General features: G+C 52.6%; 21 protein-coding genes. 4 read left to right on the top strand and 17 right to left on the bottom strand.

Annotated features, from left to right (window positions below; all coding sequences use genetic code 11):
- The 17 genes from ABIC79_RS09110 to leuO all read right to left on the bottom strand — a co-directional run bounded on the left by ABIC79_RS09110 (window position 1) and on the right by leuO (window position 21,024).
- Entirely contained in the window at window positions 1–921 is a 921-nt protein-coding gene (locus tag ABIC79_RS09110; protein ID WP_153375623.1) for a D-alanine--D-alanine ligase, read from the bottom strand.
- Window positions 914–2,389 (bottom strand): UDP-N-acetylmuramate--L-alanine ligase, encoded by a 1,476-nt coding sequence (murC, locus tag ABIC79_RS09105; protein ID WP_015690468.1) that lies wholly within the window; start codon window positions 2,387–2,389, stop codon window positions 914–916. The genes ABIC79_RS09110 and murC overlap by 8 nt, the downstream gene beginning before the upstream one ends.
- A gap of 78 nt (window positions 2,390–2,467) precedes the next feature.
- Entirely contained in the window at window positions 2,468–3,535 is a 1,068-nt protein-coding gene (murG, locus tag ABIC79_RS09100; protein WP_013577009.1) for an undecaprenyldiphospho-muramoylpentapeptide beta-N-acetylglucosaminyltransferase, read from the bottom strand.
- A complete protein-coding gene (ftsW, locus tag ABIC79_RS09095) occupies window positions 3,532–4,734 on the bottom strand; it encodes a cell division protein FtsW (protein WP_013577010.1) in 1,203 nt (400 codons plus the stop codon). Before ftsW ends, murG begins: the two co-directional genes overlap by 4 nt.
- Window positions 4,734–6,050: a UDP-N-acetylmuramoyl-L-alanine--D-glutamate ligase gene (gene murD / locus ABIC79_RS09090; protein ID WP_354566855.1), complete on the bottom strand. Its 1,317-nt coding sequence runs from the start codon at window positions 6,048–6,050 to the stop codon at window positions 4,734–4,736. Before murD ends, ftsW begins: the two co-directional genes overlap by 1 nt.
- Before the next feature lie 2 nt (window positions 6,051–6,052).
- Window positions 6,053–7,135: a phospho-N-acetylmuramoyl-pentapeptide-transferase gene (mraY, locus tag ABIC79_RS09085; RefSeq protein ID WP_013577012.1), complete on the bottom strand. Its 1,083-nt coding sequence runs from the start codon at window positions 7,133–7,135 to the stop codon at window positions 6,053–6,055.
- Complete coding sequence (murF, locus tag ABIC79_RS09080) at window positions 7,129–8,490, bottom strand: UDP-N-acetylmuramoyl-tripeptide--D-alanyl-D-alanine ligase (protein ID WP_112150992.1); 1,362 nt, start codon at window positions 8,488–8,490, stop codon at window positions 7,129–7,131. The genes mraY and murF overlap by 7 nt, the downstream gene beginning before the upstream one ends.
- Complete coding sequence (gene murE / locus ABIC79_RS09075) at window positions 8,487–9,974, bottom strand: UDP-N-acetylmuramoyl-L-alanyl-D-glutamate--2,6-diaminopimelate ligase (protein WP_013577014.1); 1,488 nt, start codon at window positions 9,972–9,974, stop codon at window positions 8,487–8,489. The genes murF and murE overlap by 4 nt, the downstream gene beginning before the upstream one ends.
- Window positions 9,961–11,724, bottom strand: coding sequence for a peptidoglycan DD-transpeptidase PBP3 (gene ftsI, locus ABIC79_RS09070; RefSeq protein WP_119262108.1), 1,764 nt, complete (start codon window positions 11,722–11,724; stop codon window positions 9,961–9,963). Before ftsI ends, murE begins: the two co-directional genes overlap by 14 nt.
- 27 nt (window positions 11,725–11,751) lie before the next feature.
- Window positions 11,752–12,072: a cell division protein FtsL gene (ftsL, locus tag ABIC79_RS09065; protein WP_013577016.1), complete on the bottom strand. Its 321-nt coding sequence runs from the start codon at window positions 12,070–12,072 to the stop codon at window positions 11,752–11,754.
- Entirely contained in the window at window positions 12,069–13,010 is a 942-nt protein-coding gene (gene rsmH, locus ABIC79_RS09060; protein WP_037033435.1) for a 16S rRNA (cytosine(1402)-N(4))-methyltransferase RsmH, read from the bottom strand. Before rsmH ends, ftsL begins: the two co-directional genes overlap by 4 nt.
- 2 nt (window positions 13,011–13,012) lie before the next feature.
- Window positions 13,013–13,471, bottom strand: coding sequence for a division/cell wall cluster transcriptional repressor MraZ (mraZ, locus tag ABIC79_RS09055; protein WP_013577018.1), 459 nt, complete (start codon window positions 13,469–13,471; stop codon window positions 13,013–13,015).
- 708 nt (window positions 13,472–14,179) lie between these two features.
- Window positions 14,180–15,184, bottom strand: coding sequence for a catabolite repressor/activator (cra, locus tag ABIC79_RS09050; RefSeq protein WP_119262109.1), 1,005 nt, complete (start codon window positions 15,182–15,184; stop codon window positions 14,180–14,182).
- Window positions 15,185–15,350: 166 nt separating this feature from the next.
- Window positions 15,351–15,842, bottom strand: a complete 492-nt coding sequence (ilvN, locus tag ABIC79_RS09045) for an acetolactate synthase small subunit (protein ID WP_013577020.1) — start codon at window positions 15,840–15,842, stop codon at window positions 15,351–15,353.
- Between the two features lie 2 nt (window positions 15,843–15,844).
- On the bottom strand, window positions 15,845–17,563 hold the full coding sequence (gene ilvI, locus ABIC79_RS09040; RefSeq protein ID WP_013577021.1) for an acetolactate synthase 3 large subunit: 1,719 nt from the start codon (window positions 17,561–17,563) through the stop codon (window positions 15,845–15,847).
- 427 nt (window positions 17,564–17,990) lie between these two features.
- Window positions 17,991–19,787 (bottom strand): AMP-dependent synthetase/ligase, encoded by a 1,797-nt coding sequence (locus tag ABIC79_RS09035; RefSeq protein ID WP_119262110.1) that lies wholly within the window; start codon window positions 19,785–19,787, stop codon window positions 17,991–17,993.
- Between the two features lie 289 nt (window positions 19,788–20,076).
- Window positions 20,077–21,024 (bottom strand): transcriptional regulator LeuO, encoded by a 948-nt coding sequence (leuO, locus tag ABIC79_RS09030; protein ID WP_112197244.1) that lies wholly within the window; start codon window positions 21,022–21,024, stop codon window positions 20,077–20,079.
- A 739-nt stretch (window positions 21,025–21,763) separates the two neighbouring features.
- On the opposite strand from leuO, the gene leuA reads away from it, so the two are divergent.
- The 4 genes from leuA to leuD are packed head-to-tail and all read left to right on the top strand — an operon-like array spanning window position 21,764 to window position 26,462.
- Window positions 21,764–23,353: a 2-isopropylmalate synthase gene (gene leuA, locus ABIC79_RS09025; protein ID WP_119262111.1), complete on the top strand. Its 1,590-nt coding sequence runs from the start codon at window positions 21,764–21,766 to the stop codon at window positions 23,351–23,353.
- A gap of 2 nt (window positions 23,354–23,355) precedes the next feature.
- A complete protein-coding gene (leuB, locus tag ABIC79_RS09020; RefSeq protein ID WP_013577025.1) occupies window positions 23,356–24,447 on the top strand; it encodes a 3-isopropylmalate dehydrogenase in 1,092 nt (363 codons plus the stop codon).
- A 1-nt stretch (window position 24,448) separates the two neighbouring features.
- Window positions 24,449–25,849, top strand: coding sequence for a 3-isopropylmalate dehydratase large subunit (leuC, locus tag ABIC79_RS09015; RefSeq protein WP_013577026.1), 1,401 nt, complete (start codon window positions 24,449–24,451; stop codon window positions 25,847–25,849).
- 10 nt (window positions 25,850–25,859) lie between these two features.
- Entirely contained in the window at window positions 25,860–26,462 is a 603-nt protein-coding gene (gene leuD, locus ABIC79_RS09010; RefSeq protein WP_013577027.1) for a 3-isopropylmalate dehydratase small subunit, read from the top strand.
- Window positions 26,463–26,590 lie beyond the last annotated feature (128 nt).

The following is a 26,590-nucleotide window of genomic DNA, read 5'->3' as shown; positions in this document are numbered from 1 at the left end:
TCAGTCTGCCAGTTCCAGAATACGGAAAACGAGTTGCGGGAAACTCAACCCGGCGTGTTTAGCCGCCATCGGCACCAGACTGTGGCTGGTCATTCCCGGCGACGTATTCACTTCCAGTAAGTTGAAGTTGCCGTCACCGCCCTGCATGACGTCGACACGTCCCCAGCCACTGCAATCGAGCGCCTGATAAGCCTGCAAAGCCAGTGAAGTCAACTGCTGCTCCTGCGCTTCGCTTAAACCGCTCGGGCAAAAATATTGTGTTTCATCAGACAGATATTTTGCCTGATAGTCATAAAACGTACCGGCTGGCTGGATGCGAATCGAGGGCATCACCTGGTTGCCCACGATAGCCACGGTATATTCCGGGCCACTCAGCCATTTTTCGATCAGTACGTTATCGTCATGCCTGAAGCCTTCCTGCAGGGCGGGTAACAACTCTTTTTCCGTTGTCACTTTGCTCATCCCGACGCTGGAACCTTCACGGCTTGGTTTGACGATCACCGGCAGGCCTAATTCAGCGATTTTTGCCGCCAGAGCGCCCTGCCCTGCTTCCTCAATTTGTGAACGATGCAGTGCGACAAACGGCGTGACCGGTAACCCTAAAGCCTGCCACACCAGTTTGGTGCGGAACTTGTCCATAGTGAGCGCCGACGCCATCACGCCGCTGCCGGTATAAGGCAAACCGATTTGCTCCAGCAACCCCTGCAACGTTCCATCTTCGCCACCGCGACCGTGAAGTGCGATAAAGACTTTGCTGTACCCTTCTTCTTTGAGAAGCGCCACATTAAACGTTTTGGTATCGATGCCGTGGGCATCAACACCGGATTCGCGTAAACCAGCCAGCACTGCGGCGCCTGACTGTAATGACACATCGCGTTCTGCGGAAGTACCACCCAACAATACCGCTACTTTCTCAGACATGATGTTCTTCACCTTTCTTTACTGGTTGCAGCTTTTGATCTGCCAATTTACGGGCCACTCTGCCGACATTACCGGCGCCCTGAACCAGAACTAAATCGTCGCCTTCGAGGATTTGCGCCAGACTTTCCGGCACCGCCTCAATATCAGAAACCAAAATCGGATCAAGCTTGCCGCGTGCGCGAATAGTGCGGCACAACGAGCGGCTGTCTGCGCCAGGGATCGGCGCTTCACCGGCCGGATACACATCCAGCATGATCAGCACATCAACCTGCGAAAGCACATTTGCGAAATCGTCGTACAGATCGCGAGTACGGGTATAACGGTGCGGCTGGAAGATCATCACCAGGCGCTTGTTTGCCCAGCCCGCACGCGCGGCTTTGATCGTCGCATCCACTTCTGTCGGATGGTGGCCGTAGTCATCGACCAGCATCGCGCTACCTGTTTTACCGTTCACATTTTCCAGCGCGTATTCGCCCAGAAAATCGAAACGACGGCCGGTACCCTGAAAACCTGCCAGCGCGCGCAAAATAGCATCGTCGCTGATATTTTCGTCCGTCGCGACGGCAACTGCGGCCGCGGCGTTCAGCGCATTGTGACGACCCGGCGCATTGAGCGTAACGCTTATCAGCGGCAAGTCCTGACGGCGCAGCGTAAAGTGACCTTGCGCGCCCACCTGACGGTAATTTTCGATAATCACATCGGCGTCTTCGCTGAAACCGTACGTCGTCATATGACGTCCTACGCGTGGGATCAGCTCACGGATAACCGGATCATCAATACACATCACTGCGCGCCCGTAGAACGGCAGGTTGTGCAGGAAATTGATGAACGTCTGCTTCAGGATTTCAAAGTCACCCTGATACGTGTCCATGTGATCCGCTTCAATGTTGGTCACGATGGCCACCATCGGTTGCAGATGCAGGAAAGACGCGTCGCTTTCGTCTGCTTCAGCGATCAGAAAGCGGCTTGACCCCAGACGCGCATGCGTACCTGCCGCTTTCACCAGTCCACCGTTTACAAAGGTCGGGTCTAGTCCGGCCTCGGCATAAATACTGGTCACCATCGCCGTGGTCGTTGTTTTACCGTGCGTACCTGCCACGGCAATACCGTGGCGAAAACGCATCAGTTCAGCGAGCATTTCTGCACGGCGGATCACCGGAATACGGGCTTCACGCGCCGCAACAATTTCCGGGTTATCGGATGAAATAGCGGTGGAAACTACCACCACACTGGCATCCAGCACGTTCTCCGGGCGGTGATTGAAATAAATCGTCGCGCCCAGCGCGGTCAGTTGCTGAGTCACCGCGTTAGGTGCTAAATCAGAACCGCTGATCTGATAGCCTTCATTGGCCAACACTTCGGCGATACCACCCATGCCGGCACCACCGATGCCAACAAAGTGAATGTGCCGGACACGATGCATCTCGGGCACGAAGGTACGCAGTTTCGCCAATTGTTGTGTATTCACGTTTTTATTCACTATTTCAGGTTACTGATTAATCCGTTTCTTACGGCTGGGACCCCACACTGCGTGGCCCGTTCATTTTCATTTTTTGCTTGCGGCAACCACTTCAGCGGCTACACGCTCTGTCGCATCAGGGATGGCGGCGGCACGTGCTGCCATCGCCATTTCCATCAGATGGGTTCTGTCCCATCCGGCCATCAGATCAGCGACGGCGGCGGCACTAAAATCTTTCTGTTCGATAATCTTCGCGGCACCGGCTTTTTCCAGCGGTAGCGCATTCCAGTACTGTTGACGGTCTTTATGCTGGAAAGGCACAAAAATCGCGGGTAAACCTGCGGCGGCAATTTCACTGACCGTTAACGCACCGGAGCGGCAAACCACCACATCGGCCCAGGCATAAGCCTCTGCCATGTCATCAATGAATTCGGTCACTTTATGCTGCGTCTGACCGGCTTTTTCATAAGCCTGATTCACTGACGCCAGAGCACCTTTACCGACCTGGTGCCACAACGTAATCTTATCGCCCATCAGCGCTGCCACTTCCGGCATGCTCTGATTAAGGACTCGCGCGCCCTGACTGCCACCAATCACTAATACACGGATTGGACCTTCGCGGCCGGCCAGTCGGGTTGCCGGTAATTCCAGCGCCAGCACGTCAGTACGCACCGGATTGCCAACTACGTCAGCATTAGGAAATGCCCCCGGAAATGCCTGCAATACTTTTTTGGCAATGTGCGACAACCCTTTATTGGTCATGCCGGCAATGCCATTTTGTTCGTGTAACACCACCGGAATGCCCAGTGACCAGGCAGCCAGGCCTCCGGGACCGGACACATATCCACCCATGCCCAATACCACATCAGGCTGGAAGCGCTTCATGATGGCCTTCGCCTGACGCCACGCATGATATATGCGAACCGGTGCCGTTAGTTGCGCTTTCAGACCTTTCCCACGCAATCCGGCAATTTTAATGAAATCAATCTCGATACCATGTTTTGGAACCAAATCCGCTTCCATTCGGTCTGCTGTACCCAGCCAGCGAACTTCCCAACCTTGCGCGATAAGATGATGGGCTACTGCCAGTCCCGGGAAAACATGTCCCCCGGTACCACCTGCCATCACCATTAAACGCCGGGTATTGCCACTCATCGGGCACTCCTTACAAACGCCTGGGCTTTTGCCAGCCGCGTTTCAAAATCCACTCGCAGCAATAACACGATTGCCGTCGACATAATTAACAGGCTCGACCCACCGTAACTGATGAGCGGCAATGTCAGGCCTTTAGTTGGCAACATGCCCGCCGCAGCCCCGACGTTAACCAACGCCTGGAAGCTAAACCACACGCCAATTGAACAGGCTAAAAACCCTGAAAAACGCTGGTCGGTCTCTAACGCGCGACGCCCGATGGACATGGCGCGAAAAGCGACGAAGAATACCATTAACAGGGCGAGAACCACACCGAAATACCCCAATTCCTCGCCTAAAATGGAGAAGATAAAGTCGGTGTGTGCTTCAGGTAAATACTCCAGTTTCTGGACTGAATTACCTAAACCTTGTCCCCAGAATTCGCCACGACCAAATGCCATCAGTGACTGAGTTAACTGGTAGCCACTACCAAACGGATCCGCCCACGGATTCCAGAACGATGTCACACGGCGCATACGGTATGGCTCGGCAAGAACCAGCAGTACCACTGCGAATACGCCCGAACCGATAATGGCCAGGAACTGCCACATTTTTGCCCCTGCCAGGAATAACATCGCCAGCGTGGTGATGAACAGTACAACCACCGTACCAAGGTCCGGCTGAGCCAACAGCAATACTGCCAGCACGACCATCACACCCATCGGTTTGCAGAAGCCCCAAAAGTTACTGCGCACTTCATCCACTTTTCGCACCAGATAGCTGGCGAGGTAGCAGAACAGTGACAACTTGGAGAACTCTGCCGGCTGAATACGCAGCGGCCCGAGAGAAATCCAGCGAGATGCCCCGTTAACCGAGCTGCCCACCACCAGCACCACCAGCAACATGATGACCGACAGCAGCAGCAGGACATTGCTGTACTTCTGCCAGACCGCCATCGGCACACGCAATGTCACCAGTGATAAACCAAAGGCCAGACCGAGATAAATAGCATCACGTTTAGCAAACAAAAACGGATCGTCTGCCAGACGCTGACCAATCGGCATCGACGCTGATGTCACCATCACGAAGCCGACGATAGCCAGCCCGAAGGTCAGCCACAGCAAAGTCCGGTCATACAACACCAGTGTGACGGACTCGCTTTCTTTGGCGCCCATCACCCAATCATTAAATTTGCCGACGAGGCTCAGCCCGGGTATCCGCATCAACCCAACTCCTTCGCCAGCGCGGTAAAGATATCGCCGCGTTGTTCAAAACTGCGGAACTGATCCAGGCTGGCGCAGGCTGGCGACAGTAAAACCATATCGCCGGAAACCACACGCGTGCTGATATCACGCATCGCCAGTTCCATCGTCTCAAACAAGGAAGAAACGTCAGGGCGCAAATCCGCCAGCTCTGCGCCATCACGGCCAAAGCAGTAAATACGCAGATTGTCGCCCTGCAAATAACGCGTCAGTGGCGAGAAATCAGCAGATTTACCGTCCCCGCCTAATAACAGATGCAGCGTGCCTTCGACGTGCAGACCGTTCAATGCGGCTTCGGTACTGCCGACATTGGTCGCTTTAGAGTCGTTAATCCAGCGAACGCCGTTATGTTGCCATGCCACCTGAAAACGATGAGCCAGACCGGTAAAGGTCGTCAGGGCTTTCAGGCTGGACGCATGAGGAATACCGACTGCATCCGCCAGCGCCAGCGCCGCCAGGGCATTGGTGTAGTTATGGCGTCCTGTCAGTGGCATCTCACGGGTATTCAGGACTTTCTCGCCACGCACACGTAACCAGATATCATCCTGCTGACGGGTCAGATGGTAATCACCCACATCAACACCAAAACTCACGCAGCGTTTATCCGCGCCACGTACCGGCATGGTCAGCGCATCGTCGGCATTGACGACGCATAATGCTGCGTTCTCATAAACTTTCAGTTTGGCTGCACGGTATTGCTGCAAACCAAACGGATAGCGGTCCATGTGGTCTTCAGTTACGTTGAGAATGGTCGCCGCCGCCGCGTGAAGACTGTGTGTGGTTTCAAGCTGGAAGCTGGAAAGCTCAAGCACAAACAGATCGTATTCGTGATCCAGCATGGTCAGCACAGGCAAACCGATATTGCCGCCCACGCCCACGCGCCATCCGGCCGCTTTCGCCATCTCGCCGACCAGCGTGGTGACAGTGCTTTTACCGTTCGAACCGGTGATAGCCACAATTGGGGTTTGCGTTTCGCGGCAGAACAATTCGATATCGCCAATGATTTCCACGCCAGCCTCTGCAGCTGCGCTCAGTGCTGGCGTTGCCAGCGCAACACCCGGACTTGAAATGATCAAATCAGCGTCCAGCAGCCAGTCTTCATTGAGTGAACCGAGATGACACTCAATGTTATCCGCCAGTTTAGCGAGTCCTGGCGGGCTGACGCGGGTATCAATGACACGCGGCGTGACGCCACGTGCAACAAAGAAATCAACACAAGACAGGCCGGTAAGACCCAGCCCGATGATGACCACTTTTTTACCCTGATAGTCAGCCATAATTACCGTACCTTCAGCGTCGCCAGGCCAATCAGCACCAGCATCAGCGAAATAATCCAGAAGCGCACAATAACGCGCGGTTCCGGCCAGCCTTTAAGTTCGTAGTGATGATGGATAGGCGCCATACGGAAAATGCGCTGCCCACGTAACTTAAAGGACCCAACTTGTAAGATTACCGACAGGGTTTCGACAACAAACACACCGCCCATAATCACCAGCAAAAACTCCTGACGCAGCAGCACAGCGATAGTGCCCAGCGCGCCACCCAGCGCCAGAGAACCGACATCGCCCATGAAAACTTGTGCCGGATAGGTGTTGAACCACAGGAACCCAAGCCCGGCACCGACAATTGCGGTACACACGATCACCAGTTCACCTGCATGACGCAGATAAGGGATGTGCAGGTAGCTGGCGAAATTCATGTTACCGGTCGCCCACGCCACCAGCGCAAAGCCCGCCGCGACGAAAACCGTTGGCATAATCGCCAGCCCGTCCAGACCATCCGTCAGATTGACGGCGTTACTGGTACCGACAATCACAAAGTAGCTCAGCAGGATGTACATCAAACCCAGCTGCGGCATGATGTCTTTAAAGAACGGCACCACCAGCTCGGTCGCTGGCGTATCTTTACCAATGGCATACATCGTGAAAGCGGCGGCCAGCGCAATGACTGACTGCCAGAAGTATTTCCAGCGGGCGATCAGCCCCTTGGTGTCTTTACGCACGACTTTGCGATAGTCATCGATAAAGCCCACCACACCGTAACCCAGCAATACGAACAGCACACACCACACGTACGGATTGGACGGATAGGCCCACATCAATACGGAAATCGTGATAGACGCCAGAATCATCAGGCCGCCCATCGTTGGTGTACCACGTTTACTGAAATGTGATTCCGGGCCGTCGTTACGGACAATCTGGCCGAAAGACATTTTCTGCAGACGGGCAATCATGCGAGGCCCAATCCACAGCGACAGGAACAAAGCGGTCAGCAGGCTGACAATGGCGCGAAACGTCAGATAAGAAAAGACGTTGAAGCCGGAATAATATTTGACCAAATGTTCGGCCAGCCAAACTAACATGTTGCATTCTCCTGTAACGCGCGTACTACCTGCTCCATTGCGGCACTACGTGAACCTTTAATCAAAACGGTAATTACCGCATGTTCAGACAGTAAGCTCGTTAAACGGGCCGTCAGGGCTGCCTTATCTTCCAGATGTTCACCACACCCGCTGACATCACTGATGATGCGGCTGTCATGACCAATGCTGAATACTTTGTCGATACCGGCGTCGCGGATAGCTTCACCGACCTGACGATGGCAATGTTCGCTTTCAGCGCCCAGTTCAGCCATATCGCCCACTGCCATCACGCGGTAGCCCGGCATTTCCGCCAGCACCTGTGCGGCAGCGGTCATTGAACCCACATTCGCGTTGTAGCTGTCATCAAGCAAGGTTTTGCCCTCGCTGATAACGATCGGGAATAAGCGCCCTTTCACGGATTGCAGCGTCGCCAGCCCGGCGCGCACGTTCTCCGGCGATGCACCGACAGACATTGCCAGCGCAGCCGCAGCGAGTGCGTTAGCGATATTGTGACGACCCGGAACCGGCAGCGAGACATCAATGCTGCCCTGAGGAGAATGCAGTGTGAACGCGGTATTCAGCGGGCTGATGTTGACATCAGTGGCACTGAAATCGATGCCTTCACCGAAAGCGGGAGAAAAACGCCAGACGGTTTTACCGTTCAGCTTATGCTGCCAGTTCGCCCAATCGTTGTTATCCGCATTGATCACGGCAATGCCGTTTTCCGGCAGACCATCGAAAATCTCGCCTTTCGCACGGGCCACGCCTGCGAGGGAACCGAAACCCTCCAGATGTGCGGCGGACAAGTTATTCACCAGCGCCGTTTCAGGTCGTGCCAGGGCAGTGGTGTAGGCGATTTCACCCGCATGATTCGCACCCATTTCGATGACAGCAAAATCATGTTCTGCCGTTAAGCGCAGCAACGTCAGAGGAACGCCAATGTCGTTATTGAAGTTGCCTGCGGTATACAGCACATTGCCGCACTCGCGCAAAATCGCCGCGGTCATCTCTTTCACAGACGTCTTGCCGGAAGAACCGGTCAGGCCGACGACACGCGCCGGAACCTGCTGACGCACCCAGCCGCCCAGTTGCCCGAGCGCAATACGGGTGTCAGCAACCACTAACTGAGGAACATCTACCGGTAAGCGCTTACTTACCAGTAAAGCCCCTGAACCGGCTTTTACGGCATCAGCGGCAAAGTCGTGGGCATCGAATTTTTCGCCTTTCAGGGCGACAAACAAACAGCCTTCAGTGATCTGACGGGTGTCCGTCGTCACGCTGTCAATTTGAGTATCAGTGCCGATGAGCTCAGCGTTGAGCGCATCAGCCAGCGTTTGCAGGGAAACACGGATCATGCGATCACCCCCAGCAAACGTGCAACCGTCACACGGTCGGAATAGTCGAGACGCTGGTTTCCGACGAGCTGGTAATCCTCATGCCCTTTACCGGCAATCAACACAACGTCGTCTTCTTTCGCCTGCATGATCGCGCTGGTGACTGCTTCTGCGCGGCCATGGATTTCCTGCACACGTCCTGCATCAAGCAGACCGGCAAGGATATCTGCAACGATAGCGCGAGGCTCTTCGCTGCGAGGATTATCATCGGTAACAATCACGCGGTCAGCGTATTGCTCAGCAATAGCGCCCATCAGCGGACGCTTGCCTTTATCGCGATCTCCACCGCAACCAAAAACGCACCACAACGTGCCACGACAATGTAGCCGCGCTGCCGCCAGCGCTTTTTCCAGTGCGTCAGGAGTGTGCGCATAATCAACCACTGCCGTAGGTTTACCCGGCGCATTGAAAACTTCCATACGGCCACAAACCGGTTGCAGCTGAGAGGCGGTCGCCAGTAATTGCGCCAGCGGATAATCCAGAGAAAGCAGCGTGGCCAGCGCAACCAGCAGATTGCTGACGTTGAAGGCCCCCATCAGGCGGCTCTCCAGCTTGCCTTCACCCCAGCTTGAATCGATGTTTACGGTGGCACCGTTATCGTGATAATTCACGCTACGTGCCACCAGCCAGCGGCCACTCCAGCCTGCCGGAATTTTGTCTTCCATGCTGACCGCAATAGCATTTGGCGTTTTCGCCAGCCAGCGTGCACCGACTTCATCGTCAGCATTGATAATTTTTTGACCGACCTGATGTGAGGCGAAAAGCTGCCATTTGGCATCTTCATAGCTTTGCATATCACCGTGGTAATCAAGGTGATCACGGCTCAGGTTGGTAAATGCGGCAGCGGCAAACGGCAGTGCGGCAACACGGTGCTGAACCAGCCCGTGTGAAGAAACTTCCATTGCGGCAAAGGTTGCACCCAGTTTCACCAGGTCAGCCAGAATGTGCTGAACCTGTACGGCAGAACCGGTGGTGTTTTCCGCTGGTATCACGTTATCCAGCAGGCCATTGCCCACAGTGCCCATCACGGCACTGGTTTCGCCCAGCAACTGGCTCCATTGCGCCAGCAGTTGCGTGGTCGTGGTTTTGCCGTTGGTGCCAGTTACGCCAACCAGACGTAATTCTTTGCCCGGTTGCTGGTAAAAACGTCCCGCCAGCTCTGACAGCAGAATATTGAGATCCTCAAGATAAACCACCGGTACGCCATGCATCTGGCAGACCGTTCCGTGCTGTTGCTCACCCTTTGCCTCGGCCACAACGGCGGCGACGCCCTGGGCAATTGCCTGGGGAATAAAACGACGCCCGTCACTGGTATGGCCTGAAACCGCGACAAACAGATCGCCAGCAGCCGCAACGCGGCTGTCCAGAATCATGTCTTTTAGCGCTACCGCCGGGGCATCACTCACCCAGGGCGCTAAGATGTCGCGCAAATTACGATCTGCCACCTGAAGCCTCTTTTTGATTATTCACTATGTCTGCGTTTTCATCGGCAGTCAGCGCATCCGGTTCAACGTTCATGGTGCGCAATACGCCGCCCATGATGGCGCCAAACACCGGTGCGGAAACGGCCCCACCGTAATATTTCCCTGCCTGTGGATCGTTGATAACCACCACAAGGGCAAATCTTGGATTGCTTGCTGGCGCAACGCCGGCGGTATAGGCAATGTATTTGTTAACGTACTTCCCATCCGGGCCGACTTTTTTTGCGGTACCGGTTTTAATCGCAATGCGATAGCCCTTGATTGCCGCTTTCACGCCACCGCCGCCAGGCAGTGCCACGCTTTCCATCATATGCACAACGGTACGTACCAGCGGTTCAGGGAAGACGCGCTCGCCGGACACCGGCGGATCAACTCGTGTGATCGACAATGGGCGATAAACGCCCATGCTGCCGATTGTTGCGTAGACTCGCGCTAGCTGGAGAGGTGTCACCATTAGCCCGTAGCCGAAAGAGAAGGTGGCCCTCTCTATGTCAGACCACCGTTGTTTTTTAGGGTATAAGCCACTGCTTTCTCCGACCAGCCCCAAATTGGTCGGTTTTCCCAATCCGAATCGCGAGTAAGTATCTACCAGCTCAGCGGATGGCATCGATAACGCCAGTCGTGAAACACCGACGTTACTCGACTTCTGCAAGATACCCGTAACGGAAAGCTCCGCGTAACGGGCCACATCTTTAATCTCATGACCGTTAATCCGGTACGGCAAAGTATTCAGTACGCTGTTCTCGCGCACCACACCGTTTTTCAATGCCGTCATCACCACCATCGGTTTCACTGTGGAACCCGGTTCGAAGATGTCGGTGATGGCACGGTTACGCATCACGTCTTTTGGCGTATCCGGCATGTTATTCGGGTTGTAGGACGGGCTGTTAGCCATCGCCAGCACTTCACCGGTTTGCACGTCAACCAGCACCGCAGTGCCCGACTCGGCTTTGTTGAATGCCACGGCGTTGTTAAGCTCGCGGTAAACCAGCGCCTGCAAACGCTCATCGATGCTGAGCGCCAGATTGTGTGCTGCCTGGCTGTCTACAGTAGAAATATCCTCGATGACGCGCCCGAAGCGGTCTTTACGAATGGTACGTTCACCCGGTTTACCGGTCAGCCAGCGGTCAAAACTCTTCTCGACGCCTTCAATACCTTCGCCGTCGATATTGGTGACGCCAATAACATGCGACGTCACCTGCCCGGCCGGGTAATAGCGGCGGGATTCCTGACGCAGGGAAATCCCCGGCAGTTTGAGTTTACGGATATATTCCCCGACCGCAGGATTGACCTGACGCGCCAGATACACGAAGCGCCCATTTGGATTGGCAGTAATGCGGGAAGAAAGTTGGGTAAGAGGCATATTCAGTGCATCGGCCAGCGCTTTCCATTTGGTATCGGAGGTGATACCGCCGCGATCGCTAATTTCTTTTGGGTCAGCCCAGATGGCATTAACCGGTACACTGACCGCCAGCGGGCGACCAGAGCGATCGGTAATCATGCCACGGGAGGTTGGAATGGTTTGTACGCGAAGGGAACGCAGGTCACCTTCCTTCACCAGCTTATCCGGATTAATCACCTGCAGATACGCCACACGCAACATCAGGCCAACCAATGCCAGCAGGATACAAGCGCACAACAACGCAAAACGCCAGCTGATAAAGCTGGCTTGATTTTCGGGACGCTTTAACTTCGCAGTGCGTGTTGCTTTCATTCGCTGCCTGTATTCTCCGTGCGCATTTTAAGGCTGAACCACAATAATTTCTTGAGATGGATCAACGTGTTGCATTTGCAATTTCTCCGTTGCGATGCGTTCTACCCGGCTGTGATCACCGAGGGCGTTCTCTTCAAGGATCAGGTTGCGCCATTCAATGTCCAGCGCATCCCTTTCCAGGACTAATTGTTCGCGCTGAGCCGTCAGCAAACGCGTACGGTGAGCGGTAGTGACCACTAAAATTGCGCTGACCAAAACGGCGATCATCAGAATTAACGGGATCTTGCCGTTGCGAAGGATATCGCTGGCGATCACTCCTACTAATCCGTGGCGTTCGTTGCCTATCACGCGGTTGTTCTCTCAGCAAAACGCAGAACAGAACTGCGTGCCCGCGGGTTTTCTGCCACTTCGGCTTCAGAGGGCATCATTTTCCCGACTGATTTCAGAGAACGTCCACCAAGTTCCGCGATTTGCGCTTCCGTCATCGGGATACCGGCTGGCACCTGCGCGCCACGGCTATGCTGACGGATGAAGCGTTTCACAATCCGGTCTTCCAGAGAGTGGAAGCTGATCACGGATAAACGTCCTTCAGGTGCCAAAATTTCCAGTGCGCCATCCAGCGCACGTTCAATCTCTTCCAGCTCACTGTTGATGTAGATACGGATCGCCTGGAAGCTGCGCGTGGCCGGATGCTTGTGCTTCTCACGAACTGGCGAGGCATTAGCGATCAGATCCGCCAGCTCTTTAGTCCGGGTCATCGGCAATTCGCGGTTACGCTCAACGATCGCGCGTGCAATGCGTTTGGCAAAACGCTCTTCACCAAAAGTTTTCAACACCCAGGCAATATCTTCGGCTTCGGCTTTCATCAGCCATTCAGCTGCTGAATAACCACGGGTAGGATCCATACGCATATCCAGAGGCCCGTCACGCATAAATGAGAATCCACGTTCAGGATCATCAAGCTGAGGAGAAGAAACGCCTAAATCCAGCAGTACGCCGTCGATCTTGCCTTCGAGACCCCGATCCCGCACATAGTCGGCCAGATCAGAAAAAGGTCCGTGAACGATAGAGAAACGCGGATCATCAATAGATTCTGCGGCTTTGATCGCCTGTGGATCACGGTCAATCGCCAGCAAGCGTCCGTCCGGCCCAAGCTGGGACAGAATCAGACGTGAATGGCCACCACGGCCAAAAGTTCCGTCTATGTAAATGCCGTCCTGTCGAATGTTGAGGCCGTTAACGGCTTCATCCAGCAAAACGGAAGTGTGTTTGTAGTTTTCAACCATGCTTATAATGACAAGTCCTGTAATCGGTCAGAAAGTGGCTCCTGAGACGATTGTTCAGCGTCGATGTCTTCCTTAACTTGTTGATACCAGGTCTGTTCATCCCACAATTCAAACTTATTGAACTGCCCAACCAGCATCACTTCTTTTGCGAGCCCGGCATGCTGACGCAATGTTGTTGCAATCAGCAGACGCCCGGCGTTATCCATCTGACATTCACTGGCATGCCCCAGTAAAAGGCGCTGAATACGGCGCTCAATGGGGTTCATACTCGACAGACGGGACAATTTTTGTTCGATAACTTCCCACTCAGGGAGGGGGTAAAGGAGGAGACATGGGTGATGGAGGTCTATGGTGCACACCATTTGACCTTGCGATTCTTCGCTCAGTAAATCCCGATAACGGGTGGGTACGGCAAGTCGCCCTTTACTGTCGAGGTTAACCATCGTCGCGCCACGAAACATGACCGCTCTACCCCTCTGTGACCCTTTTCACCACTTTCCCCCACAAATTCCCACAGAAAAGAGTTTACGGATGGTTTTAAAACCTTGTCAAGCCAGAGCGGAGACGGTTTGGCAATATTTACGCAGCCACACAAATGCTTAGCGCAATGTGATGAGGTTTTTTAGAGGGGGTATAGAAAATAACGTCATGATTAGTTGAAGAAATTTCGGAGGGTTAATAATTTCGTTTAAAAAAAAGCCAAACTGAACATTATTTAACTATTTATATTCTTCTGCTATCCAACTCTCATTTCCTGACCGTTTTGCCTTAACAAAAATCATTTTCAATTTTTTTCTGGCTGTCACGTCTAAATCAACATCATTTTACATGCCAACCCGCATGGCATAAGCCTTCGGGCAGATTTAAAAGCCATCAGTACCGCAGCAAACTCACACCGCTGGAATTTAAGCGGGGAATTCTACAGCACTTTTGCGGCGAGCATTAACGTATTTTAGAAATTGATTGGAAGGTTTATATCAGCGGAAGGAAAGCAAAAACATTTGTTAATAATTCAGCAGTCTGGGAATGCTCCTAAATTGCCCATTAAAGTCATATGGGAATTCTCGTATTTTGATTATCAGAAACGGCAACGCAAATTACCGGAATGTTTTAACGCGATTCAGCAACGGTGAAAAAGACGGGCAGTCAGGTGAATACCCGTCCGGGGTTTATTTGCGGCTCAGGCGACCACGGCGGAACAAATTACGGCGGATACGGGTCAGCCCTGCTTTCGGCTTCTTCGGCTCATCCAGGCAGGCCAGAACCAGCTCCAGTACACGTTCAGCCACATCGCGGTGACGCTGCGCCACGGCCAGAACCGGGCATTCGAGGAAATCGAGCAGCTCGTTATCGCCGAATGTGGCAATAGCGAGATTGGCCGGTAAACGCCCTTCCATTTTCAGCGTAACGTCCATCACACCCTGTAACAGCTGGAATGACGTCGTAAATAACGCCTGCGGCATCGGGTGCGTTTTTAGCCATTCGGCAAACACTATGGCCGCTGATTCACGATCATAAGCATTGGCATAAAGGTATTCCGGCTGGCGTGGATCTTCAGCCCATGCCTGGCGGAATCCCTGCTCGCGCAGAAAACTCACGGAAAGCTCAGGCAGCGCGCCGAGATACAATACCGATTCAGCAGGAAAGGTGCGCAACTCCTGCGCCAGCATCAGTGCGTCATCCTGATCGGCACCCACAACACTGATGAAGTGTTCGGGATCCAGAGCGCGATCAAGCGCAATGATCGGGAAATCATCGTTGGCCCAGCGCTGATAGAAAGGATGTTCCGGCGGCAATGACGTGGAGATAATGATCGCATCTACCTGACGTTGCAGCAGATGTTCGATGCAGCGCATTTCGTTGTCAGGCTGATCTTCTGAACAGGCGATTAGCAGTTGATAACCCCGCTGACGGGCCTGACGCTCGAGGAAGTTGGCGATTTTGGTGTAACTGGTATTTTCCAGATCGGGGATCACCAGGCCAATAGAACGGGTGCGACCGGCGCGTAAACCCGCTGCCACCGCATTCGGGTGATAGTTATGTTCCTTCACGACAGCCATAACTTTTTCGACTGTCTTATCGCTGACACGATACTGTTTCGCTTTGCCATTAATCACATAACTGGCCGTTGTACGCGAAACGCCCGCTAACCTCGCGATCTCATCCAGCTTCACTGAGAAACCCCTTAATAAAGATAATGCTTTATCTAACCGCAGAAGCCTCCGGCGGGCAAGGTGTTTTACCGAATCGCTTCACCTGTCTCGCAAAAAATAAAGCCCAACTCAAGAGCCGGGCTTTTAAATATCAGATAAGTTTCACATCTTGCTGATTATTTACGCTTTAGCGCATGATTTTGTCGCCACGGGAGACACCCACTACGCCGGAGCGCGCAACTTCGACGATTTCAGCCACATCACGGATACTGGCTAAAAACGCGTCCAGTTTGTCACTGGTACCCGCCAGCTGAACGGTGTAAAGCGTTGCTGTGACATCCACAATCTGACCGCGGAAAATCTCGGTAGAGCGTTTAACTTCTTCCCGGCCATAACCGGAAGCCTGCACCTTCACCAGCATGATTTCACGCTCAACGTGAGCACCCTGCACCAGCTCAGTGACTCGTAATACGTCTACCAGCTTATGCAGCTGTTTTTCGATTTGCTCGAGCACCTTGGCATCACCCACGGTCTGAATCGTCATGCGCGACAAGGTAGGATCATCCGTCGGTGCAACGGTCAGGCTTTCAATGTTATAGCCACGCTGAGAGAACAGGCCAACCACGCGGGACAACGCGCCCGATTCGTTTTCCAGTAATACTGATAAAATCCGGCGCATGATCAGGTCCTCTCCGTTTTGCTTAACCACATTTCGTCCATCGCACCGCCACGGATGTGCATAGGGTAAACGTGTTCTGTTTCATCCACGCTGATATCAACAAATACCAGACGATTTTTCTGTTCCAGCGCCAGCGCCAGCTTGCTTTCCAGCTCATCCGGCGTGCGGATAGCAATACCCACATGCCCGTAAGCTTCCGCCAGTTTCACGAAATCAGGCAGCGATTGCATGTAAGACTGAGAATGACGGCCGGAGTAAATCATGTCCTGCCACTGCTTCACCATGCCCAGATAGCCATTGTTCAGGTTCACGACGATCACTGGCAAATCGTATTGCAGCGCGGTCGACAGCTCCTGAATGTTCATCTGGATACTGCCGTCACCGGTCACACAAATTACCGTCTCATCCGGCAGGCCGAGTTTCACACCCAGCGCAGCAGGCAGGCCAAAGCCCATCGTGCCGAGGCCACCGGAGTTGATCCAGCGACGCGGTTTATCGAACTTATAATACAATGCGGCAAACATCTGATGCTGCCCGACGTCCGACGTGACATAGGCATCGCCTTTGGTCAGACGGTGCAGCGTTTCGATAACCGCCTGTGGCTTGATGGTACCGGTATTTTTGTCGTAGCTCAGGCACTCACGCCCGCGCCAGTTCTCAATATTTTGCCACCAGTCGCGCAGCGCATCGAATTCCTGCTTTTCGTCGCTTTGTGCCAGCAATTCCAGCATCTGAATCAGCGTCTGCTTCGCATCACCCACAATCGGAATATCCGCATTCACGGTTTTGGAAATGGACGTCGGGTCGATATCAATGTGCATAACCGTCGCATTCGGGCAGTACTTCGCCAGATTATTGGTGGTACGGTCGTCGAAACGCACACCTACACCGAAGATTAAATCCGCGTTGTGCATCGCCATATTGGCTTCGTAAGTACCGTGCATGCCGAGCATACCAAGGCTCTGGCGATGGGTACCGGGAAATGCGCCCAACCCCATCAGGGAACTGGTGACGGGCAGATTCAGTTTCTCCGCCAGTTGCAGCAGTTCAGCATCACACTCAGAATTAATCGCACCGCCGCCGACGTACAACACCGGTTTCTTCGCCGCCAGTAAAGTCTGGACTGCGCGCTTGATTTGCCCGCGATGGCCTTGCACCGTCGGGTTATAGGAGCGCATCGCAACCTGATCAGGATAGGCGTAAGGCAGTTTAATCTGCGGGTTCACCACATCTTTTGGCAGGTCGACAACCACCGGGCCAGGACGGCCGGTAGAGGCAAGATAAAACGCTTTTTTCAGCACAGTCGGAATATCTTCCGCACGTTTTACCAGAAAACTGTGTTTCACCACCGGGCGGGAAATCCCCACCATGTCGCATTCCTGGAATGCGTCATAACCGATGAGTGAACTGTGTACCTGGCCGGATAGCACCACTAGCGGAATGGAATCCATATAAGCCGTGGCAATGCCGGTGATCGCATTGGTTGCGCCGGGACCGGAAGTCACCAGCACGACGCCCACGTCACCCGTGGCACGCGCATAACCGTCAGCCATATGAACAGCACCCTGTTCATGTCTCACCAGCACATGATCTATCCCACCGACCGTATGCAGGGCATCATAGATATCCAACACCGCACCGCCGGGATAACCGAATACGTGCTTAACGCCCTGGTCGATTAACGACCGGACGACCATCTCGGCTCCTGACAACATCTCCATGGTTTTGCCTCCAGGCTTTTTGCTTCTTTTATAGGATGACTTGTGTTTCAGCTAGCTGTTCTATCAGCAGCAATTTAAAGATAAATTGCTGAATTTTAGGACTTTCTATCGGGCTCACAAAACCCTGCTGTTCTTATTGGCGTTCAAGAATCTAACTCAGTACCTTAGCGTCAGAACCGGAGTCAGGCAAACGCCAAAAATTCTGCACAGACATGATTTTATCGCCTCGCACTGCCTTCATTCTCCCGCTCGGGACAAAACACTGCCTGTGAGCACTAACCAGTCAGAAATATCAGGAAGGCTGGAAAAATTACAGTATTAAATTATGTCCATAGCGGACCTGAAACTAAAACGAGGGAAGAAAACCGGCGAAGTGACATACGCCGGTGATTCAGAAAGGAAAGTGATGAAACGGGCAGATGAAGCATTACTCCTGATAAAGCTGATCGATTTCCTTCTGATAACGGCTGAAAATATTTTTGCGGCGCAGTTTAAGGGTCGGGGTCAGTTCACCCGCTTCCATCGTGAAAGGTTTGGTCAGCAACACAAACTTTTTCACCTGCTCAAAACCAGCAAGATCATGCTGAATCTCGCGTAGCTGGTGGGCAAACAGCGAGAGGATCTGCTCGTTTTTCACCAGTCCGGCGCGATTGAAATAATCAATACGGTGCGCCTGGGCATAGACGTTCAGCACATCAAAATCAGGCACGATCAGCGCAGAAACAAAGTGCCTTTCATCGGCGATGACTGCCGCCTGCTCGATATAACGATCCTGCACCAGCGTGCCTTCGATACGCTGCGGAGCAATGTATTTTCCGCCCGACGTTTTCATCAGATCTTTGAGTCGTTCGGTAATAAACACATTCCCTTGTGCATCCATTTTCCCGGCATCACCGGTTTTAAACCAGCCGTCGGCAGTGAAACTGGCCGCCGTCTCTTCCGGTTTATTGAAGTAACCCCGCAGGAGTGTTGGGCCGCGAACCTGAATCTCATTCTCCTCGCCGATCCGCACTTCAATCTCTGGTAACGCCGTTCCGACAGAACCAAAGCGGAAATCATTTTCTTCCCAGCAGGTCACCGTCGCGCACGTTTCCGTCAGGCCGTAGCCGTATTTGATTTTCAGACCGAGTGATTCGAAAAACAGAATGACATTGTCGTCCAGACTTGCACCGGCGGCAGGCAGAAAACGCAGATTGCCACCCAGCAAATCACGCAGCTTTTTTAGCACCAGTTTATCGGCGAGAAAATGCGCAGGCGCCAGCCAGAACGGATAACGTTCGCCACGGCGCTCGATCAAAAACTTCTCTTTGCCCTGCCCGACGGCCCAGTGGAAAAGCCGCTTTTTGAGGGTTCCCGCGCGAGAGACTTTGTCGTGGATCGCGCTGAACACTTTTTCATAGAAGCGCGGTACCGCACACATTACTGTCGGTTTAATGGCCTGCAAAGCATCACGCACCAGATCAGTTTCGCGCAGGAAGACGTTTTGCGCACCGCAATGCATCACGAAGAAACTCCATGCGCGTTCAAAAACGTGCGCCAGCGGCAGAAAACAAAGGGAAACATCATGCTCCGAAATGCTCAGACGCCTTTCATGCTGCATCAGTTGCGTCGCCATGCTGCGGTAATCCAGCATCACGCCTTTTGCTTCTCCGGTGGTGCCCGAGGTATAGATGAGCGTGAACAGATCACTCAGGTCACGGGCATTCACCCGCACTTCACGCTCAGCAGCTAGAGCAGCATCCCGGGGAACAACGCCTGAAACATGCCGGGCAATGGGTACGCCACGTAAATCGACATCATTGTCCAGCACCAGTATGTGTTTCAGCTGCGGGCAGAGATCACGCACAGCCACCGCCGCGTCATATTGTTTCTGACCGACGACAAACAAAATACGGACATCCGCATCATTGAGTACATATGCGGACTGCGCGGGTGTATTGGTGGCATAAACCGGCACGGTGACAGCACGCAATTGCAGGATCGCAAGATCTGCTGTCGCCCAGGCCATCGAATTATTCCCGCAAATGGCGATCCGTTCCTGAACGCCCACTTGCTCCTGCAATAACACGTCGGATAAGGCATCCACTTTCTCGCCCAGCTCACGCCAGGTCAGGGCAGATTCTGCCGCTGGCGACCACTCGCGAAATGCAGTCTGTTCAGCGCGGGCAACGACTTGCTGACGAAAACGGGAAATCAGATGGTAATTATTTAAGGTTGGATTCATTGAGCGTTTATACCGGCGTCCAGCGTAGTCAGTAAAAGGAGGGAGCTGACTGCATTGCTCTGTTACAAAGATTTAACGCAGTCTACCGACAAAGATTGCAAGGCGAAATGAAATTGTAGGAGCTGCAGCAGGGTTTTGGAAATATAACGCGGAATTTCTAAGACAAAAAAAACCTGCAGGACTCTAACGAGGAGAAAAAAACCTGCAGGATAAAAAACTATCTGATAAAGAACAGGCAGCCGCTTTCGCTGCGATCACCTCTGCCAAAAAAGTCGTAATGACTGACTGATTACAGAGAAACAACACACTGGCTCAATAATGTTTTCATCCACATATTACCTTTGTCTTTGCTGGATGATTCGTGCCAGGAAAGATAACAAGTCAGCGTATTTTTCATCCACGGCAATGGAATGACGGATAAATTAAGTATTCCTGCATTTGCCTGTGCCAGCCAGCGCGGCACCAGTGCAACCATCTCGGATTTGGAGACAATTTCCATAACGCTGAACAGATCGGTTCCTTGATAGGAAATCAGCGAAACTAACTCAGAGTCGTCGTAATAAGGTGAACTGAAAGAATAGAAGCGGTCCATCATCATGACAGCATGTTTTTCTTTCAGATACTTTTCATCAGACATATGCGGACTGATACGGGGATGATTTTGCGCCGCGACCAGAACCAGCTCATCATTAAATAAGGCATGATTGCAAAAATCAGCACGCTCAAATTTACGATAACTGATCACAAATTCTATATTCTGGTAACGCAGCTGATGTTCAATATCATCGTTAACAATCGTTTGCAGTTTAACACTGACACCCGGCGATAATTCTTCGGCGGCCTTCAGCACCAGGCTGGTGAAGCGTTTATCGAGCGGGCTGCAAATAGCGACATTAAACTGGCGTGTGCTGAGATAAGGGTCAAAACCTGCCCCCGGCAGTTCGTTCATCACCAGTTGCAAAGCCTGTCTGATCGGGCCAAACAGTTGACGTGCGCGCATCGTCGGTTGGATCCCGCGCCCGAAACGCACAAACAAGTCATCATTAAACATCACTTTCAAACGGGCAACGGCATTACTGACCGCTGGCTGGGACATCCCCAACATATTGGCTGCACGTGTAATATTTTGTAATTGCATGACGGCATCAAAAACCGTTAATAAATTTAAATCAACATTGCGAAGGTGCGTTTCTGCCTCAGCGGTTTTAGGTTGTATTTCTGTATCGGCGTCAGACATGATATCCCTCATAATAGACATTCGAATCCAAATAAAATGATTATCTTCAATAATCTATTTCGTAAAGCGCAGCATTGAGATGGTATTGGGGAACATAAATATTGGCAGAGAAAACGCAGCAAATTCTCATCAATTTATTTTCAGAAAAATATGAATTTTTGTTTCCAATAATCAGAAACAGAAATACAAATTTTATTTCCCACAAAGAAACTGATGATATCAAACAGCAAAATATTTCCGTAAACAACATTCTAAAAATGAATAATAAGTTAAGCCATACTAAATCATTTTTAATTCACTGTATTAAATAGAGTATTTATCCAGGTGCCCCCGGGCGGGTGCATTTTTTTTGTTCTTATTTTTCCGCCCCCCTTTAAAACCTTCATCCCGAGTACCTCCGCGACGCCAGTGTTTTATGCTAAATGAGATTCAATATCATTTTGGCGATTTTCTGGAATTTCCACACAGTGAAGGTTGACATACCGCACACATTCCCGTATCACTTTAGTCACTGTTTGAACGATATCCGTTCTGACCACCCGATGATGAGAAGCTGAAACACATGTTCATGATGACCCGTCTCCTAGGCCTACTACTCAACGCAGAATATTTGCGCGGTAAGCCAGTGGGCGAAAATCAGAACTGATTCAACTTCCACAGACAATAAACCCGCGCCGATGCGCGGGTTTTTTTTTATCTCCCGCAGGGCGCGAAAGTAAAAGCAGACAAGGAATAACCCATGAGCGAGCAAGTCATTATTTTCGATACCACGCTGCGTGACGGTGAACAGGCGTTACAAGCCAGCCTGAGTGTTAAAGAGAAGATTCAAATTGCAATGGCGCTGGAAAGAATGGGCGTTGACGTGATGGAAGTCGGCTTCCCGGTCTCCTCTCCCGGCGATTTCGAGTCCGTACAAACTATCGCACGCCAGATTAAAAATAGCCGTGTTTGCGGTCTGGCCCGCTGTGTGGACGGTGACATCGACGCCGCTGCCGAAGCATTACGCGTCGCAGAAGCTTTCCGTATCCACGTCTTCCTGGCCACTTCTACCCTGCACATTGAATCCAAACTGAAGCGCTCGTTTGATCAGGTGCTGGAAATGGCCACGCATTCCGTGAAACGCGCCCGTAATTACACTGACGACGTCGAATTCTCCTGCGAAGATGCCGGCCGTACCCCGCTGGATAATCTGTGCCGCGTGGTCGAAGCTGCAATCAAAGCCGGGGCGACCACCATCAACATTCCTGACACCGTGGGTTACACGACGCCGGTTCAGTTCGGTGGAATCATCACCAATTTGTATGAGCGTGTTCCAAACATTGATAAAGCGATTATTTCCGTTCACTGCCACGATGATCTGGGCATGGCTGTCGGTAACTCCATCGCCGCGATACAGGCCGGTGCGCGCCAGGTTGAAGGCACATTGAACGGTATCGGTGAACGCGCCGGTAACACTGCGCTGGAAGAAGTGATCATGGCGATCCGCACCCGCAGCGACTACATGAACGTTCACACCAACATTAATCACAAAGAAATCTACCGCACCAGCCAGATTGTCAGCCAGATAACCAACATGCCGATCCCGGGCAACAAAGCCATTGTCGGCTCTAACGCCTTCGCACACTCCTCCGGGATCCATCAGGACGGCGTGCTGAAAAACCGTGAAAACTACGAAATCATGACCCCGGAATCCATCGGTCTGAATCAGGTTCAGTTGAACCTGACTTCCCGTTCCGGTCGTGCTGCCGTTAAGCATCGCATGGAAGAAATGGGCTACAAAGAAGCTGATTACAATCTGGATCATCTGTATGCCGCGTTCCTGAAGCTGGCCGACAAAAAAGGTCAGGTTTTCGACTACGATTTAGAAGCACTGGTCTTCATTAACAAGCAGCAGGAAGAACCTGAATTCTATCGTCTGGATAACTTCAGCGTGCAGTCCGGCTCAAAAATTACCGCCACTGCGTCAGTCAATCTGGCCTGTGGCGAAGAAATCATTACCGAAGCCGCTACCGGCAACGGTCCGGTAGATGCCGTGTATCAGGCTATCAACCGCATCACCGGTTATCAGATTGAACTGGTGAAATACCAGCTGAGCGCCAAAGGTCAGGGCCGCGATGCCCTGGGTCAGGTTGACGTGGTCGTCTCCTTCAATGGCCGCCGTTTCCACGGTGTCGGGCTGGCGACAGACATTGTCGAATCCTCCGCAAAAGCGATGGTACACGTACTGAATAACATCTGGCGCAGCAAACAAGTTGAGATCGAAAAACAACGTTTGCAGCAGACAAGTCAGCAACACAACAACATTCAAAATAATCAGGAAACGGTGTGAACATGAGCAAGACCCATCATATTGCCGTCTTACCCGGAGACGGAATTGGCCCGGAAGTCATGGCCCAGGCATATAAAGTTCTGGACGCAGTACGTCAGCGTTTTGGCCTGAAGATCACCACCAGCGAATACGATGTGGGTGGCGCAGCCATCGACAAACATGGCAGCCCGTTGCCGCCAGCGACCGTTGCCGGTTGTGAACAAGCTGATGCGATTCTTTTCGGCTCCGTGGGTGGCCCGAAATGGGAACATCTGCCCCCAAACGATCAGCCTGAGCGTGGCGCATTATTGCCACTGCGCAAACATTTCAAGTTGTTTAGTAATCTGCGCCCTGCCCGCCTGTATCAGGGGCTGGAAGAGTTTTGTCCGTTGCGTGCCGATATCGCCGCAAAAGGCTTCGACATTCTGTGTGTTCGTGAACTGACGGGCGGTATTTACTTCGGTCAGCCTAAAGGTCGCGAAGGTCAGGGCATGCACGAGAAAGCATTTGATACCGAAGTGTATTACCGTTTTGAGATTGAACGCATCGCCCGCATCGCCTTTGAATCAGCGCGCAAACGCCGCAGCAAAGTGACCTCCATCGATAAAGCGAACGTGTTGCAGACTTCCATTATGTGGCGTGAAGTGGTTAACGAAATCGCTAAAGATTACCCGGATGTCAGCCTGAGCCACATGTACATCGATAACGCGACCATGCAGCTGATTAAAGATCCGTCGCAGTTTGACGTGTTGCTGTGTTCAAACTTATTCGGCGACATCCTGTCGGACGAATGCGCGATGATCACCGGTTCGATGGGGATGTTGCCTTCTGCCAGCATGAACGAGCAGGCGTTTGGTCTGTTCGAGCCTGCGGGGGGGTCAGCCCCGGATATCGCCGGTAAAAACATTGCCAACCCGATTGCACAAATTTTGTCCGCCGCACTGTTACTGCGTTACAGTCTGGGTGCTGATGATGCAGCCAATGCTATCGAGCAGGCGGTTAATAAAGCACTGGAAGCAGGCCACCGCACCGGCGATTTAGCTAACGGTCAGCAGGCGCTGGGTACCAATGAAATGGGCGATATCATTGCCCGCTTTGTGAAAGAAGGGGCATAACATGGCCAAAACTCTGTATCAGAAATTGTTTGATGCGCATGTGGTTTACGAAGCGCAAAACGAAACGCCATTGTTATACATTGACCGCCATCTGGTTCACGAAGTGACCTCTCCGCAGGCGTTTGACGGCTTGCGTGCGATGGGCCGTCAGGTTCGCCAGCCAGGTAAAACCTTTGCGACCATGGATCACAACGTGTCCACGCAAACTAAAGACATCAATGCGAGCGGCGAAATGGCGCGCATCCAGATGCAGGAATTAATCAAGAACTGTGCTGAATTCGGCGTGCAGTTGTATGACCTGAATCACCCGTATCAGGGCATCGTTCACGTTATCGGCCCTGAACAGGGCATGACGTTGCCGGGCATGACGATTGTCTGCGGTGATTCCCATACCGCCACGCACGGCGCATTTGGCTCACTGGCTTTCGGTATCGGGACTTCGGAAGTTGAACACGTTCTGGCGACACAAACCCTGAAACAGGGTCGCGCCAAAACCATGAAAATTGAAGTGACCGGCGAAGCTCCTGTCGGTATCACAGCGAAAGATATCGTTCTGGCGATTATCGGGAAAACCGGCAGCGCAGGCGGCACCGGTCACGTGGTGGAATTCTGCGGTAAAGCGATTGAAGCGTTAAGCATGGAAGGTCGTATGACCCTGTGCAACATGGCGATCGAAATGGGGGCGAAAGCCGGTCTGGTTGCACCGGATGAAACTACGTTTGCTTATCTGAAGGGCCGTCAGTTTGCGCCGAAAGATCAGAACTGGGACGCGGCGGTCGAATACTGGAAAACCCTGAAAACCGAAGATGGGGCGAAGTTCGACAGCGTTGTTACGCTGGATGCGTCTGAAATCGCACCACAGGTCACCTGGGGTACCAACCCGGGTCAGGTGATGGCCGTGAATCAGACCATCCCTGACCCGGCATCCTTTGCCGATCCGGTAGAACGTGCCTCAGCGGAAAAAGCGCTGGCGTATATGGATTTGCAGCCGGGCATTAAACTGACCGACGTGGCGATTGATAAAGTGTTCATCGGCTCCTGCACCAATTCCCGTATCGAAGATTTACGCGCTGCGGCAGCGGTGGCCAAAGGCCGTAAAGTGGCGAACGGCGTACAGGCCATTGTGGTACCGGGATCCGGCCCGGTAAAAGCGCAGGCGGAAGAAGAAGGGCTGGATAAGATCTTCATCGAAGCGGGCTTTGAATGGCGTCTGCCAGGCTGTTCTATGTGTCTGGCGATGAACAATGACCGTCTGGAACCGGGCGAACGTTGCGCGTCTACCAGCAACCGTAACTTCGAAGGCCGTCAGGGTCGTGGCGGTCGCACGCATCTGGTCAGCCCGGCAATGGCGGCAGCGGCGGCGGTCACCGGCCGTTTCGCTGATATCCGTGAACTGAACTGAGGAAAACACCATGGCTAAATTTACCCAACACATCGGTCTGGTGGTTCCGCTGGATGCAGCTAACGTCGATACCGATGCCATCATTCCTAAACAGTTTTTACAGAAAGTCACCCGTACCGGTTTTGGCCAGCATCTGTTTAATGACTGGCGTTTTCTGGACGATGCCGGTCAGGTGCCAAATCCTGATTTCGTGCTGAACAAACCGCGCTACAAAGGCGCGAGCATTTTGCTGGCACGTGAAAACTTTGGCTGCGGTTCTTCCCGCGAACATGCGCCATGGGCACTGACCGATTACGGTTTCCATGCTGTGATCGCGCCAAGCTTTGCCGATATCTTTTACGGTAACTCATTCAACAACCAGTTGCTGCCAATCACGCTGAGCGACGCCGAAGTGGATGAACTGTTTGAGCTGGTGAAAGCTAACGAAGGCATTCAGTTCGAAGTGGATCTGGAAGCGCAGACTGTTAAAGCGGGCGATAAAAGCTATCCGTTTGTCATCGACAGCTTCCGTCGTCACTGCATGATCAACGGTCTGGACAGCATCGGTCTGACCTTGCAGCACGAAGAAAATATCTCCGGCTACGAGAAGAATCAGCCTGCGTTTATGCAATGATCATTATCTGTAAACGATGAAGAAGGCGGGCCCAGCCCCGCTTTCTTCATCAGCCTTCAGGCATCCCCGAAAGCCTCTGCAAAGTTACCCCTGCATAGTCATCCTGTCTTCAGTTTCTTTGTCACGAT

The sequence above is a fragment of the Rahnella sp. 2050 genome (assembly GCF_040544515.1).
In the GTDB taxonomy this organism is placed as follows: domain Bacteria; phylum Pseudomonadota; class Gammaproteobacteria; order Enterobacterales; family Enterobacteriaceae; genus Rahnella; species Rahnella aceris.
This window is presented reverse-complemented; position numbering and strand designations above follow the sequence as displayed.

What these genes read in the sequence shown, in the direction of transcription:
- ABIC79_RS09110 (WP_153375623.1), bottom strand. Translation starts at nt 921, where the DNA reads ATGTCTGAGAAAGTAGCGGTATTGTTGGGTGGTACTTCCGCAGAACGC.
- murG (WP_013577009.1), bottom strand. Translation starts at nt 3,535, where the DNA reads ATGAGTGGCAATACCCGGCGTTTAATGGTGATGGCAGGTGGTACCGGG.
- ftsW (WP_013577010.1), bottom strand. Translation starts at nt 4,734, where the DNA reads ATGCGGATACCCGGGCTGAGCCTCGTCGGCAAATTTAATGATTGGGTG.
- murD (WP_354566855.1), bottom strand. Translation starts at nt 6,050, where the DNA reads ATGGCTGACTATCAGGGTAAAAAAGTGGTCATCATCGGGCTGGGTCTT.
- mraY (WP_013577012.1), bottom strand. Translation starts at nt 7,135, where the DNA reads ATGTTAGTTTGGCTGGCCGAACATTTGGTCAAATATTATTCCGGCTTC.
- murF (WP_112150992.1), bottom strand. Translation starts at nt 8,490, where the DNA reads ATGATCCGTGTTTCCCTGCAAACGCTGGCTGATGCGCTCAACGCTGAG.
- ftsI (WP_119262108.1), bottom strand. Translation starts at nt 11,724, where the DNA reads ATGAAAGCAACACGCACTGCGAAGTTAAAGCGTCCCGAAAATCAAGCC.
- rsmH (WP_037033435.1), bottom strand. Translation starts at nt 13,010, where the DNA reads ATGGTTGAAAACTACAAACACACTTCCGTTTTGCTGGATGAAGCCGTT.
- mraZ (WP_013577018.1), bottom strand. Translation starts at nt 13,471, where the DNA reads ATGTTTCGTGGCGCGACGATGGTTAACCTCGACAGTAAAGGGCGACTT.
- ilvN (WP_013577020.1), bottom strand. Translation starts at nt 15,842, where the DNA reads ATGCGCCGGATTTTATCAGTATTACTGGAAAACGAATCGGGCGCGTTG.
- ilvI (WP_013577021.1), bottom strand. Translation starts at nt 17,563, where the DNA reads ATGGAGATGTTGTCAGGAGCCGAGATGGTCGTCCGGTCGTTAATCGAC.
- ABIC79_RS09035 (WP_119262110.1), bottom strand. Translation starts at nt 19,787, where the DNA reads ATGAATCCAACCTTAAATAATTACCATCTGATTTCCCGTTTTCGTCAG.
- leuO (WP_112197244.1), bottom strand. Translation starts at nt 21,024, where the DNA reads ATGTCTGACGCCGATACAGAAATACAACCTAAAACCGCTGAGGCAGAA.
- leuA (WP_119262111.1), top strand. Translation starts at nt 21,764, where the DNA reads ATGAGCGAGCAAGTCATTATTTTCGATACCACGCTGCGTGACGGTGAA.
- leuB (WP_013577025.1), top strand. Translation starts at nt 23,356, where the DNA reads ATGAGCAAGACCCATCATATTGCCGTCTTACCCGGAGACGGAATTGGC.
- leuC (WP_013577026.1), top strand. Translation starts at nt 24,449, where the DNA reads ATGGCCAAAACTCTGTATCAGAAATTGTTTGATGCGCATGTGGTTTAC.
- leuD (WP_013577027.1), top strand. Translation starts at nt 25,860, where the DNA reads ATGGCTAAATTTACCCAACACATCGGTCTGGTGGTTCCGCTGGATGCA.